This is a genomic window from Streptomyces sp. NPDC006314, from assembly GCF_040613075.1.
In the GTDB taxonomy this organism is placed as follows: domain Bacteria; phylum Actinomycetota; class Actinomycetes; order Streptomycetales; family Streptomycetaceae; genus Streptomyces.
Genome location: NZ_JBEXRL010000002.1, coordinates 528,964 through 542,420 on the forward strand (window position 1 = coordinate 528,964; position 13,457 = coordinate 542,420).

At 70.8% G+C, this 13,457-nt stretch carries 12 protein-coding genes; 8 read left to right on the plus strand and 4 right to left on the minus strand.

Translation table 11 applies throughout. The features are described from left to right. The first annotated feature begins 23 nt into the window (after window positions 1–23). The 4 genes from ABZ079_RS05550 (at window position 24) to ABZ079_RS05565 (ending at window position 5,560) form a co-directional block, all read left to right on the plus strand. Window positions 24–302: a hypothetical protein gene (locus tag ABZ079_RS05550; RefSeq protein WP_356938095.1), complete on the plus strand. Its 279-nt coding sequence runs from the start codon at window positions 24–26 to the stop codon at window positions 300–302. 66 nt (window positions 303–368) lie between these two features. Then, complete coding sequence (locus ABZ079_RS05555; protein WP_356938096.1) at window positions 369–1,607, plus strand: histidine kinase; 1,239 nt, start codon at window positions 369–371, stop codon at window positions 1,605–1,607. Beyond that, on the plus strand, window positions 1,604–2,275 hold the full coding sequence (locus ABZ079_RS05560; protein ID WP_356938097.1) for a response regulator transcription factor: 672 nt from the start codon (window positions 1,604–1,606) through the stop codon (window positions 2,273–2,275). The genes ABZ079_RS05555 and ABZ079_RS05560 overlap by 4 nt, the downstream gene beginning before the upstream one ends. Window positions 2,276–2,455: 180 nt before the next feature. Then, window positions 2,456–5,560 carry an efflux RND transporter permease subunit gene (locus tag ABZ079_RS05565; RefSeq protein WP_356938098.1) on the plus strand — a complete coding sequence of 1,035 codons (3,105 nt, stop codon included), beginning with the start codon at window positions 2,456–2,458 and terminating at the stop codon, window positions 5,558–5,560. Between the two features lie 65 nt (window positions 5,561–5,625). Here the strand turns inward: ABZ079_RS05565 and nadA are convergent, their stop codons facing one another. Beyond that, window positions 5,626–6,810 (minus strand): quinolinate synthase NadA, encoded by a 1,185-nt coding sequence (gene nadA / locus ABZ079_RS05570; protein ID WP_356938099.1) that lies wholly within the window; start codon window positions 6,808–6,810, stop codon window positions 5,626–5,628. 263 nt (window positions 6,811–7,073) lie between these two features. Between nadA and ABZ079_RS05575 the strand changes: the two genes are divergently transcribed. Continuing rightward, window positions 7,074–7,430, plus strand: coding sequence for an iron-sulfur cluster assembly accessory protein (locus tag ABZ079_RS05575; protein ID WP_356938100.1), 357 nt, complete (start codon window positions 7,074–7,076; stop codon window positions 7,428–7,430). Window positions 7,431–7,523: 93 nt separating this feature from the next. Here ABZ079_RS05575 and ABZ079_RS05580 read toward each other — a convergent pair whose 3' ends face one another. Beyond that, complete coding sequence (locus ABZ079_RS05580) at window positions 7,524–8,966, minus strand: hypothetical protein (protein ID WP_356938132.1); 1,443 nt, start codon at window positions 8,964–8,966, stop codon at window positions 7,524–7,526. Window positions 8,967–9,128: 162 nt separating this feature from the next. After that, window positions 9,129–9,338, minus strand: a complete 210-nt coding sequence (locus tag ABZ079_RS05585) for a hypothetical protein (RefSeq protein WP_356938101.1) — start codon at window positions 9,336–9,338, stop codon at window positions 9,129–9,131. Between the two features lie 129 nt (window positions 9,339–9,467). On the opposite strand from ABZ079_RS05585, the gene ABZ079_RS05590 reads away from it, so the two are divergent. Continuing rightward, window positions 9,468–10,442: a carbohydrate kinase family protein gene (locus tag ABZ079_RS05590; protein WP_356938102.1), complete on the plus strand. Its 975-nt coding sequence runs from the start codon at window positions 9,468–9,470 to the stop codon at window positions 10,440–10,442. Between the two features lie 105 nt (window positions 10,443–10,547). Here the strand turns inward: ABZ079_RS05590 and ABZ079_RS05595 are convergent, their stop codons facing one another. Next, window positions 10,548–11,924: an aminotransferase class V-fold PLP-dependent enzyme gene (locus ABZ079_RS05595; RefSeq protein ID WP_356938103.1), complete on the minus strand. Its 1,377-nt coding sequence runs from the start codon at window positions 11,922–11,924 to the stop codon at window positions 10,548–10,550. Window positions 11,925–12,217: 293 nt separating this feature from the next. On the opposite strand from ABZ079_RS05595, the gene coxB reads away from it, so the two are divergent. Then, a complete protein-coding gene (coxB, locus tag ABZ079_RS05600; protein ID WP_356938104.1) occupies window positions 12,218–13,177 on the plus strand; it encodes a cytochrome c oxidase subunit II in 960 nt (319 codons plus the stop codon). Further along, a partial coding sequence (locus ABZ079_RS05605) for a cbb3-type cytochrome c oxidase subunit I (protein WP_356938105.1) occupies window positions 13,174–13,457 on the plus strand: 284 nt, incomplete at its 3' end. The genes coxB and ABZ079_RS05605, both read left to right, overlap by 4 nt.

Genomic DNA, 13,457 nt, shown 5'->3' on the forward strand with positions numbered 1-13,457 from the left:
GGCCCCGAGCCGAGGAGGCCGACGTGATCGTACGGATCATGGGGGAGGGTCAGGTGAAGCTGGACGACTCCCACTTCCCTGAGCTGAACAAGCTGGACGACGAACTGCTGGAAGAGATGGAGAGCGGCGACGAAGAGGGCTTCCGCCGCACGTTCACCGCTCTCCTGGACGCCGTCCGCCGGCTCGGCACCCCGCTGCCGGACGACGCGCTGGAACCCTCCGAGCTGATCCTCCCCTCGCCCGACGCGACGCTGGAGGAGGTCCGGGAACTGCTCAGCGACGACGGCCTGATCCCGGGCTGATCCAACCGCCGGCACCGGGCGCCTTGCCGCTGACCCTCAGCGTCGGGCCCCGTACTGTTCACTCCCGTGAGCTCTCTTGAACGCGCCCGGTGCAGCCTCAAGGCCCACCCCCTCGCGCTGGACGCGGCCATCGCCGCGGGGGTGCTGGTGTGCATGGTCGCCGGTTCCTTCGTCGTGCCGAGGGACGGCCACGGCGTCACCTTGGGAGTCCGCACCCCCGACCCCCTCAGCCTCCTCCTCATGCTCCTCGGCGCGGCAGCGCTCGTCTTCCGCCGCCGCGTCCCCAGGACGGTCCTCGCCGTCACCGGCGTCTTCTCCCTGATCGAGTGCGTCACCGGCGACCCGCGCGCCCCCGTCGCGATGTCCGCCGTCATCGCGCTCTACACCGTCGCCTCGACCACCGACCGCACCACCACCTTCCGGGTCGGCCTGCTCACCATGACCGTGCTGACCGCGGCCGCCATGCTCGGTGGCCCCCTGCCCTGGTACGCGCAGGAGAACCTGGCCGTCCTCGCGTGGACCGGCATCGGCGCCACCGCCGGGGACGCCGTACGCAGCCGACGCGCGGTCATGCAGGCCATCCGGGAGCGCGCCGAACGCGCCGAGCGCACCCGTGAGGAGGAGGCCCGCCGCCGGGTCGCCGAGGAGCGGTTGCGCATCGCCCGTGACCTGCACGACGTCGTGGCTCATCACATCGCGCTGGTCAACGTGCAGGCGGGGGTCGCCGCGCACGTCATGGACAGGCGTCCCGACCAGGCGAAGGAGGCCCTCGCCCACGTCCGTGAGGCCAGTCGCAGCGCCCTGAACGAGCTGCGCGCCACCGTCGGACTGCTCCGTCAGTCCGGCGACCCCGAGGCCCCGACGGAACCCGCCCCCGGCCTCAGCCGCCTGGAGGAGCTGGCCGCCACCTTCCGCAGCGCGGGCCTCCCGGTGGAGGTGGCCCGCGCCGACCAGGGCACCGAACTCCCGGCCGCCGTCGACCTGGCCGCGTACCGGATCGCCCAGGAGGCCCTGACGAACGTGCAGAAACACGCGGGGCCCGAGGCCAGGGCCGAGGTCAGCGTCGTACGCGTCGGACCGAACGTGGAGGTGACCGTCCTCGACAACGGCGCCGGCGCCGGCGAGGCGGCGGTGCCCGAAGGCGGTGGCGGTCACGGGCTGCTCGGCATGCGCGAGCGGGTCAGCGCCCTCGGCGGCACCCTGACCACCGGACCCCGCTACGGCGGCGGCTTCCGCGTCCATGCGATCCTGCCCGTCGAGACCCGTACCGCTACCCGTACGACGGCCCCGGGGGAACCCGTATGACGATCCGTGTCCTGCTCGCCGACGACCAGGCGCTGCTGCGCAGCGCGTTCCGGGTGCTGGTCGACTCCGAGCCCGACATGGAGGTGGTGGGGGAGGCCTGCGACGGCGCCGAGGCGGTCCGGCTGGCCAAGGAGCAGACCGCCGACGTGGTCCTCATGGACATCCGGATGCCCGGCACCGACGGCCTCGCCGCCACCCGGTTGATCAGCGCCGACCCCGCCCTCGCGCACGTCCGCGTGGTCATCCTGACCACCTTCGAGGTCGACGACTACGTCATCCAGTCCCTGCGTGCGGGCGCCTCCGGCTTCCTGGGGAAGGGCAGTGAGCCGGAGGAGTTACTCAGCGCCATCCGCGTCGCCGCGGGCGGGGAGGCCCTGCTCTCCCCGGCGGCCACCAAGGGGCTCATCGCCCGTTTCCTCGCCCAGGGCGGCGGCCGCGACCCCGCCCGCTCCGAGCGCCTGGACACGCTCACCGGCCGGGAGCGGGAGGTGCTCGTGCAGGTCGCCGGCGGCCACTCCAACGACGAGATCGCCGAGCGCCTGGAGGTCAGCCCGCTGACCGTCAAGACGCACGTCAACCGGGCCATGGCCAAGCTCGGCGCCCGGGACCGGGCCCAGCTCGTCGTGATCGCGTACGAGTCGGGGCTGGTACGTCCGAGGATGGACTGATCTCCACCCGCGCGTACTGCGCGCGGAGTAGGGCCGGACGAGGAAATGGACCTGGGGCCTACGGATCGGCCCTCCGCGATGGTTCAGGGTGTTGGGGTGGGCGCTCACCTGTGCGTCCCGTCGTCGCTTCTTCCGTTCACGGAAGCGCTTCTGCCGCTCACAGAAGAGAGACCCTGATCCATGTCCTGGCTGTCGAGATTCAGCCTCGCGCAACGGGCCCTCATCGGGCTCATGTCGCTCATCGCGCTCGTCTTCGGGCTGATCGCGATACCCCAGATCAAGCAGCAGCTGCTGCCCACCATCGAACTGCCCGTGGTCTCGGTGATCGCGCCGTACCAGGGCGCCTCGCCCGACGTGGTCGAGAAGCAGGTCATCGAGCCGATCGAGGACAATCTGCAGGGCGTCGACGGCATCACCGGCGTCACCTCCACCGCGAGCGAGGGCAACGCCGTGATCATGGCGTCCTTCGACTACGGCAACGACACCAAGCGGCTCGTCTCCGACGTGCAGCAGGCCGTCAACCGGGCCCGCAACCAGCTCCCGGACGACGTCGACCCGCAGGTCATCTCCGGTTCCACCGACGACATGCCGACCGTGGTGCTCGCCGTCACCTCCGGCAGGGACCAGCAGGCCCTCGCCGACCAGCTGGACAAGACGGTCGTCCCGGCCCTGAAGGACATCGACGGCGTCGGCCGCGTCCAGGTCACCGGCGTCCGTGATCTCCAGGTCACCGTCACCCCGGACGACGCCGAGCTCGCACGGGCGGGTCTCACCTCGGCGGCACTCGGCCAGGCCCTGCAGGCGGGTGGCGCGACCGTACCGGCCGGCTCCTTCGACGAGGGCGGCGCCAACCGCACCGTCCAGGTCGGCGGCGGCTTCACCTCCCTGAAGCAGATCCAGGACCTGATGGTCACCGGCGAGGGCGCGAAGAAGCCCGTACGCCTCGGTGCCGTGGCCACCGTCAAGGAGCAGCCGGCCCCGGCCGACTCCCTCACCCGCACCGACGGCCGCCCGAGCCTCGCCGTCAACGTGACGATGGATCACGACGGCAGCGCGGTCGCCATCTCCGACGCGGTCGAGGACAAGCTGCCCGGTCTGCGCAGGGATCTCGGCTCCGGCGCGAAGCTCACCGTGGTCAGCGACCAGGGCCCGGCGGTGTCCAAGGCCATCGACGGCCTGACCACGGAGGGCGCCCTCGGCCTGCTCTTCGCCGTCCTGATCATCCTGGTCTTCCTGGCGTCGATCCGCTCGACGCTGGTCACCGCGGTGTCCATCCCGCTGTCCGTCGTCCTCGCGCTGATCGTGCTGTGGACGCGCGGCCTGTCGCTCAACATGCTCACGCTCGGCGCGCTGACCATCGCCATCGGCCGGGTCGTCGACGACTCGATCGTGGTCCTGGAGAACATCAAGCGGCACCTCGGCTACGGCGAGGAGCGCAAGGAAGCGATTGTGGGGGCGGTGCGCGAGGTGGCCGGCGCGGTCACCTCCTCCACCCTCACCACGGTCGCCGTGTTCCTGCCGATCGGTCTGGTCGGCGGCATGGTGGGCGCCCTGTTCGGCTCGTTCAGCATCACGGTGACGGCGGCCCTGCTGGCCTCCCTGCTCGTCTCGCTGACGGTCGTCCCGGTCCTGTCGTACTGGTTCCTGCGCGCCCCCAAGGGCACGCCCGAGGATGCCGGGGAGGCCCGCCGCAAGGCCGAGGAGAAGGAGGCGAACAGCCGCCTGCAGCGCGCGTACGTCCCCGTCCTGCGCTTCGCGACGCGCCGCCGCCTCACCAGCGTGCTCATCGCGATCGTCGTCCTGGTCGTCACGTTCGGCATGTCCGGACTGCTGAAGACGAACTTCTTCGACCAGGGCGAGCAGGAAGTCCTCACCGTCAAGCAGGAGTTGAAGCCCGGCACCAGCCTCGCGGCCACCGACGCGCAGGCCAGGCGGGTCGAGAGGCTGCTCGCCGCCACCGAGGGCGTCAAGGACTACCAGGTCACCGTCGGCTCCTCCGGCTTCATGGCGGCCTTCGGCGGCGGCACGGACTCCAACCAGGCGTCGTACCAGGTGATGCTGAAGGACTCGGCGTCGTACGACGACGTCCAGCAGCACCTGGAGGACGGCCTGAAGAAGCTCGAGGGGATCGGTACGACCACCGTGTCGGCCGGTGACGGCTTCGGCAACCAGGACCTGAGCGTCGTGGTGAAGGCCTCCGACCCCGAGGTGCTCCGCACGGCCGCCGAGCAGGTGCGCTCCACCGTGGCCGGCCTCGACCACGTCACGGACGTCACCAGCGACCTCGCGACGAGCGTGCCCCGGATCTCGGTCAAGGCCGACGCCAAGGCGGCCGCGGCCGGGTTCGACGACCAGAAGCTGGGCGCCGCGGTCGCTCAGGCTGTGCGCGGTACGACGGCGGCCAAGGCGATCCTCGACGACACGGAGCGCGACGTCGTCGTGAGGTCGGCGAAGCCCGCGACCACGCTGGCCCAGCTGAAGAGCCTGCGGCTCGGCCCGGTGAAGCTGGGCGACATCGCCACGGTGAAGCTGGTGGACGGCCCGGTGTCGATGACCCGGATCGACGGCCAGCGTGCCGCGACCATCACGGCCAAGCCGACCGGGGACGACACGGGCGCGGTCAGCACCAAGCTCCAGTCGAGGATCAAGGCCCTCGACCTGCCCGCGGGCGCCAAGGCCGAGATCGGCGGCGTCTCCTCCGACCAGGACGACGCGTTCAAGAACCTGGGCCTGGCGATGCTGGCGGCGATCGCGATCGTCTTCATGCTCCTGGTCGCCACGTTCCGCTCGCTCGCCCAGCCGCTGATCCTGCTGGTCTCCATCCCGTTCGCGGCGACCGGCGCGATCGGTCTGCTGGTCGCCACCGGCACCCCGATGGGCGTCCCCGCGATGATCGGCATGCTGATGCTGATCGGCATCGTGGTGACCAACGCGATCGTGCTGATCGACCTGATCAACCAGTACCGCAAGCAGGGCTACGGCGTCGTCGAGGCCGTGGTCGAGGGCGGCCGCCACCGTCTCCGTCCGATCCTCATGACGGCCCTGGCGACGATCTTCGCCCTGCTCCCGATGGCCCTGGGCGTCACCGGCGAGGGCGGCTTCATCGCCCAGCCGCTGGCGGTGGTCGTCATCGGCGGTCTGATCACGTCCACCCTGCTGACGCTGCTGCTGGTCCCGACGCTCTACGCCATGCTCGAACTGCGCAAGGAGCGCCGGGCGAGGAAGCGTGCGGCGAAGCGGGGGCCCGAGCGGACGGAGGTCTCGCCGGAGCCGGCTCAGCTCTAGCCTCATGGGAAAAGGGGGCCGCACCGTCAGGTGTGGCCCCCTTTCGCGCGTCACACGGCCGCGGACTACGGCAGCGCCAGCATCCGCTCCAGCGCCAGCTTCGCGAACGCCTCGGTCTCCTGGTCGACCTCGATGCGGTTGACCAGGTTGCCCTCGGCCAGGGACTCCAGGGCCCAGACCAGGTGCGGCAGGTCGATGCGGTTCATGGTCGAGCAGAAGCAGACCGTCTTGTCCAGGAAGACGATCTCCTTGCCCTCGGGCGCGAAACGGTTCGCCAGCCGGCGGACCAGGTTCAGCTCGGTGCCGATGGCCCACTTGGAACCGGCCGGGGCGGCTTCGAGGGTCTTGATGATGTACTCGGTCGAACCGACGTAGTCCGCCGCGGCCACGACCTCGTGCCTGCACTCGGGGTGGACCAGGACGTTCACGCCGGGGATGCGCTCGCGCACGTCGTTCACCGAGTCGAGGCTGAAGCGGCCGTGGACCGAGCAGTGGCCGCGCCAGAGGATCATCTTGGCGGCGCGCAGCTCCTCGGCGGTCAGCCCGCCGTTCGGCTTGTGCGGGTTGTAGACCACGCAGTCGTCCAGGGACATGCCCATGTCGCGGACGGCGGTGTTGCGGCCCAGGTGCTGGTCCGGCAGGAAGAGCACCTTCTCGCCCTGCTCGAAGGCCCAGTCCAGGGCGCGCTTCGCGTTCGACGAGGTGCAGATCGTGCCGCCGTGCTTGCCGGTGAAGGCCTTGATGTCGGCGGAGGAGTTCATGTACGAGACCGGCACGACCTGCTCGGCCACTCCGGCCTCGGTCAGCACGTCCCAGCACTCGGCGACCTGCTCGGCCGTCGCCATGTCGGCCATGGAGCAGCCGGCGGCGAGGTCGGGGAGGACGACCTTCTGGTCGTCGGACGTCAGGATGTCCGCCGACTCGGCCATGAAGTGCACACCGCAGAAGACGATGTACTCGGCCTCCGGGCGCGCGGCCGCGTCCCGGGCCAGCTTGAAGGAGTCACCCGTGACGTCGGCGAACTGGATGACCTCGTCGCGCTGGTAGTGGTGGCCGAGCACGAAGACCTTGTCGCCGAGCTTCTCCTTGGCCGCGCGGGCGCGCTCGACCAGATCGGGGTCGGACGGCGAAGGCAGGTCACCGGGGCACTCGACGCCCCGCTCGCTCTTCGGGTCGGCCTCACGGCCGAGCAGCAACAGGGCGAGCGGAGTCGGCTGTACGTCGAGCTCCGGGGTCTGGGCGGTGGTCACGACACGCACCCTTTCTACTTTTCGTCTAACTGACGCTATCTATCATAACTGGTTCACGTCACTTTGACGATGGCCATAGCGTCGATGTGACGTGAATCCCGCCGGGCTCCCTCTTCGGGTCGCTGTCTCTGCCGCCGGGCGTATGCGAGCATGAGGAAGGAAGGAAAACGCGACCACGCGAATGCCCGGCCCGGAATGAATCCGCGGAAGCGCCGGTTGCACTCGTCGGCAAGCAGTCTCCGTACAACCCGGGAGAGATGTAGATGTCCGTATCGGACGAGACCACCACCGTCACCGACGGCATCATCCTGACCGACGCCGCCGCGTCCAAGGTCAAGGCGCTGCTCGACCAGGAAGGCCGCGACGACCTCGCCCTGCGCGTCGCCGTCCAGCCCGGCGGCTGCTCCGGCCTGCGCTACCAGCTCTTCTTCGACGAGCGCTCGCTCGACGGTGACGTGCTGAAGGACTTCGGCGGGGTCAAGGTCGTCACCGACCGCATGAGCGCTCCGTACCTCGGCGGCGCGACCATCGACTTCGTGGACACGATCGAGAAGCAGGGCTTCACGATCGACAACCCGAACGCGACCGGCTCCTGCGCCTGCGGCGACTCCTTCAGCTGAGCCGACGGCTCATGGCGGACCGAGCGTCATGGTCTGACGGAGAAGGCGGCGGTCCCCTGCACGGGGCCGCCGCCTTCGTCTGTCCGGGCGAGGTCAGCGGGCCTGCGGCCGCAGCGCCCCCGGCTTGGACTTCGCGATCCGCTCGCCGTCGGCACCGACCACCGTCCGCCCGTCCAGCGGCGCGTCGAGCCGTACGGTCTTCACGTACTCCTTGGCGATCAGCACGCACACCTTGTCCGGCCAGGGCTTCTCGGTGACCGTGACGGTCACCCGGCCGCCGCTCTCCCTGGCCGACGCCGTGTAATCGGCGCACACCCCGCCGAAGAAGCTCACCGTCAGCTCACGGCCGTCGGCCGTGTACCCGTTCACCTTCACGTTCCCGGACTTGGCAGCGGCGGACGGTGCCGTCGAGGGCGCCGACCGGGCCGACGCCAGGTACTTCGGGTCGATCGCCGGATACGTCACGGTGAACGTGTCCCGCGCCGCCGGGCCCCGCACCTCGAACAGCCAGGAGGGCACGAGCGTCTGCCGCCCGCCGACCGGGTGCGCGGCCAGTCCGAACACCGCCTTGTCGACCGTGATCCTGTCCGCCGCCCGCTTGGGCGCCCCCGTGGACGCCCCGCAGGGCTGCTCCAGCCGGTCCTTCGCCGGCACCGGAGTGGCGCAGCCGCCGATCCCCATCCGGTGGCCGCTCTTCGCCGCCCCGTTCATCAGCGCAAGCGTCTTCTCCGCGCCCAGCACGGGGTACGTGTCACCCTTCACCGGCGCGCCCAGCAGCCCATGGCCGCCGACCAGCTCGCCCTGCTCGTCGACGGACAGGCCGGTGGTCCAGCCGTACGTGGGCAGCCCGCCGACCACCGGATCGGCGTTGACCACCCGCTGGGCGCCCAGGACCTGGCTCGCGTCGATCTTCGCGTCGTCCAGCCCGGCCGCCTTCAGCACCGGCGCCGCCACCCCGGTCGCCTTGCGCACGCTCACCGGGGTGCCGGCGGGGGCCATCGGGTCGTGCGCGCAGATGGTGTCCGACGTGCAGTTGTCGGTGCCCGGCGCGTACCGGCTGTAGGTCCAGCTGCCCGGCGCGTCCCGGTTCACGTGCAGGCTCGGCCCGGAGCCGTCCTTGCCGCCGACCCGCCAGATCCGCCCCTCGGCCACCGGCGCCCCGTCGAGCCCGAGCGCCTTCGCCAGCCGGGCCACGGCGTCCCTGCCGACCTCGTCCTCCGGTGCGTACACCGGCGCCGAGCCGGGTCCGTCCGGCAGCTCGCCCCGCGCCACGTACGTCGCGCCGTACGGGTCGGGCTCCCCGGGCGCGATGCCGTTCGTGCCCGTCCAGCCGTCCAGCGCCAGCGGCGGGGGAGTGCCGCCGCCGGAAGCGCCCGGGCTCGTGCGACCGTCCGAGGCGCCGCCCGCGGCGAGATACGCCCCACCGCCACCGATCAGCAGCACCGCGGCCGCGACGGAGGCCACGACCACCGGTGAGCGGCGCCCACCGGACCGCTCGACCGCGTCCCCGTCGCCGGCGCGCGGCTCCTGCGCCACATGTTCCCCGGAAGTCTCCGCAACCTCCGGCTCACCGGAGTTCTCAGGCCGCTCGGTGTTCACCGCATCGCTCCTCGCTGGGTCGTGTCCCGCAATCCCCTGCGGGGGACGGCGATGGGACGCGGGAGGAGAGCGCGCGGTTCCCTGGGGTCCGCCCGCGCGTCAGTCGCCGTAGTCCGACATCGCGTCCAGCAGCCGGGCGGACCGCTTCGGCACGGTCACCCCGTGGATGAGGGACGGCGGCACCGGACGCGGTTCGGCGTGCTGGGGAACCGCCCAGTGCGGAGCCATCCGGGCGCAGTCGCCGCGCAGGGCGGCGAGGTCGCCTTCGAGGTCGGCCGGGGCGGTGGAGTGGCCCTTGAGATTCGTCATGACCGCACCGTAGGCATGCTCCGGGCTGCGAAGAAAGATCTACTATCGGGTAGTTTTGCCAGCTTCAGCGCCGGCGCGCGAACCGGTAGCGTGAACTGTCAATCCAGCCTCCCGCAGGAGAATGCCGACGTGCGCATCGCAGTCACCGGCTCCATCGCCACCGACCACCTCATGACCTTCCCCGGCCGCTTCGCCGACCAGTTCGTCGCGGACCAGCTGCACACGGTCTCGCTGTCCTTCCTGGTCGACAACCTGGACGTGCGCCGGGGCGGCGTGGGCGCGAACATCGCCTTCGGCATGGGCCAGCTCGGCACGAAGCCGATCCTGGTCGGCGCCGCCGGCTTCGACTTCGACGAGTACCGGGCCTGGCTCGACCGGCACGGCGTGGACACCGACTCGGTCCGCATCTCCGAGACCCTGCACACCGCCCGCTTCGTGTGCACCACCGACGCCGACCACAACCAGATCGGCTCCTTCTACACCGGCGCGATGAGCGAGGCCCGCCAGATCGAGCTGAAGACCGTCGCCGACCGCGTGAACGGCCTCGACCTGGTCCTGATCGGCGCCGACGACCCGGAGGCCATGCTCCGCCACACGGAGGAGTGCCGCTCCCGGAACATCCCCTTCGCCGCCGACTTCTCCCAGCAGATCGCCCGCATGGAGGGCGAGGAGATCCGGATCCTGCTGGACGGCGCGACGTACCTGTTCTCGAACGAGTACGAGAAGGGGCTCATCGAGTCCAAGACCGGCTGGACCGACGCCGAGATCCTGTCCAAGGTCGGCCACCGCGTCACCACACTCGGCTCGCGGGGCGTGCGCATCGAGCGCGTCGGCGAGGACCCGATCGAGGTCGGCTGCCCGGAGGAGGAGCGCAAGGCCGACCCGACGGGCGTCGGCGACGCCTTCCGCGCGGGTTTCCTGTCGGGCCTGGCGTGGGGTGTCTCGCTGGAGCGGGCCGCGCAGGTCGGCTGCATGCTCGCCACGCTGGTCATCGAGACGGTGGGCACGCAGGAGTACCGGCTGCGGCGGGCGCACTTCATGGAGCGGTTCACCAAGGCGTACGGGGACCAGGCCGCCGAGGAGGTCCGGGCTCACCTGGGCTGAGGCGGCGACTGGGCGTCCGCATCACCAGGAGCGTCGTCGGGTGCCGGCGCGCGGGGGCTGGTCGCGCAGTTCCCCGCGCGTGATCAGCGCCGCTTCCCCGCCCGATCAGCTCACTCGCCGCACGACATAGGCCGAGCCACGCTCCGCCGGTTCCTCGCCGACGTACTCCTGGTCCCGCATCTCGCACCACGCCGGGATGTCCAGCCGGGCCGCCTCGTCGTCGGAGAGCACGCGCACCGTGCCCCCCACGGGTACGTCCCCGATCACCTTGGCCAGCTCGATGACCGGGATCGGGCACCGCTTGCCGAGGGAGTCGACGACCAGCTCCTGCGTCCGTACCGCCGTCTCCGGTGCGGGCGCCCCCAGCTTCTCCCGGACGCCCGCGACGGCCTCCGGCAGGACCTCCAGGAACCGCTCCACGTCCGCCTCCGCCACCCCCGCCGGCAGCGAAACGCGCACGTTCCCCTCGCTCAGCACGCCCATCGCCTTCAGCACATGGCTGGGCATCAGCGTGCTGCTCGTGCAGGAGGAGCCGGACGAGACGGAGAAGCCCGCCCGGTCCAGCTCGTGCAGCAGCGCCTCTCCGTCGGCATAGAGACAGGAGAACGTGACGATCCCGGGCAGCCGCCGCTCGGCATCGCCCACCACTTCCACGTCCGGCACCAGCTGCGGCACCCGGGTCCGGATCCGTTCCGTCAGCTCCCGCAGCCGTGCCGCCTCCTGGGCCGCCTCGGCCCGCACCGCGCGCAGGGAGGCCACGGCCGCCACGATCGCCGGGATGTTCTCGAACCCGGGGGCCCGCCCCGACTCCCGCTCGTCCACCGGGCCTTCGGCGGCGAACCGCACACCCTTGCGTACGACGAGCAGCCCGACCCCCGACGGCCCGCCCCACTTGTGCGCGCTCGCCGTCAGCAGCGACCAGCCGCCTCCGACCGGCCCCCAGCCCAGCGACTGCGCCGCGTCCACCAGCAACGGCACCCCGGCCGCCCGGCAGACCTCGGCCACCTCGGCCACCGGCTGCACGGTCCCCACCTCATGGTTGGCGGACTGCAGACAGGCGAGTGCGGTGTCCGCCCGGAGCGCGGCGGCGAAGGCCGCCGGATCGACGGCCCCGGCCCGGTTCACGGCCACCCCGGTGACCTCTCCGCCGCCGGCCTCGAACACCTCGGCCGAATGGAGTACCGAGGAGTGTTCGACCGCTGACACGATCAGGTGGCGTCCGACCCGCCTCCGCCCGGCCAACGCCCCCGCGACACCCACGTGTACGGCCCGTGTCCCGGAGGACGTGAACACCACCTCGTCGGCCCGGCACCCGACGGCCTCGGCGGCGGCCTCCCGAGCGGCGTCCAGCAACATCCGCGCCTTCCGCCCCTCACGGTAGAGCCGGGCAGGGTCCGCCCACCCTTCATCCAGGGAGGCCAAAAGCGCCTGGCGGGCCACGGGATGGAGCGGAGCGGCGGAGGCAGCGTCGAAGTAGGACACAGGTCAACGGTAAAGCGCCGGTGACAAAAGAAGGGGCGCGGAGGCGGTGCGACCAGCGACAACGCACCGGCACGCGCAACGCAAACCGCGACAACCCGAAAAAATAGACGCCCAATCCCACCCCTTCGGAGGGACGGGCGGCGCGTATGCCCCCCTCCCCGTGAACCCCCCGAGGGCGTCGGCTAGGGTTTGGTCCGCATAAACATCCAAACCCCTGCCCGACGCAGGGCGGCGACCGACCAGCGAGAAGGCCGCAGCCGACCGCGCGGGCGAGACTCTCGGGAAGGCGCTACGTGAGTCCCAACGGCTCCGACCGCTCGCCGCGGCGCCCGATGCGGCGGAAGCTGCTGCAGGCACTGACCGCGGGCCTGGTCCTGGCGACCGCAACCGGTTGCACATACAAGGACTTCCCCCGCCTTGGTATGCCCACCCCGACCACGGAAGAGGCTCCGCGGATCCTCTCCCTGTGGCAGGGCTCCTGGGCTGCCGCGCTCGCCGTCGGCGTGCTGGTGTGGGGCCTGATCCTGTGGAGTGCTTTCTTCCACCGGCGCAGCCGCACCAAGGTCGAGGTACCTCCGCAGACTCGGTACAACATGCCGATCGAGGCCCTGTACACGGTGGTCCCGATCATCATCATCTCGGTGCTGTTCTACTTCACGGCCCGGGACGAGTCGAAGCTCCTGGACCTCTCCAAGAAGCCCGACGTCACGGTCAACGTGGTCGGCTTCCAGTGGAGCTGGGGCTTCAACTACATCGAGAACGTCCCGGGCTCCACCGGCGACGCCAAGACCGACGCGAACCTGGACGGCGTCCCGGATCGGTACAAGAAGGACTTCCCGGCGAACGCCGGCGGTGTCTACGACGTCGGTACGCCCGGCACGCGGAACCCGCAGACGGGCAACCCCGGTCCGACGCTCTGGCTCCCCAAGGGCAAGACGGTCCGCTTCGTCCTCACCTCGCGTGACGTCATCCACTCCTTCTGGGTGCTGCCGTTCCTGATGAAGCAGGACGTCATCCCGGGCCACCCCAACGCCTTCCAGGTGACTCCCAACCAGGAAGGCACCTTCCGGGGCAAGTGCGCCGAGCTGTGCGGCGTCGACCACGCCCGCATGCTGTTCAACGTCAAGGTCGTCTCCCCGGAGCGGTACGAGCAGCACCTCAAGGACCTCGTCAAGAAGGGGCAGACCGGTTACATCCCCGCGGGCATCGAGCAGACGGCCCACGAGAAGAACCGGGAGTCGAACATCCTGTGAGCATCCTCAACGAACCCCAGGGTGCCGCGGCAGCAGGGTCCCACTATGAGGACGAGCTGCCGGTCCGGCGCCAGCGCCGCGGCGAAGTCGTCGTCAAGTGGCTGACGACCACCGACCACAAGACGATCGGCACGCTGTATCTGGCGACGTCGTTCGCGTTCTTCCTGATCGGTGGCGTGATGGCGCTGCTCATGCGCGCCGAGCTGGCCCGGCCGGGCCTGCAGATGATGTCGAACGAACAGTTCAACCAGGCGTTCACGATGCACGGCACCGTGATGCT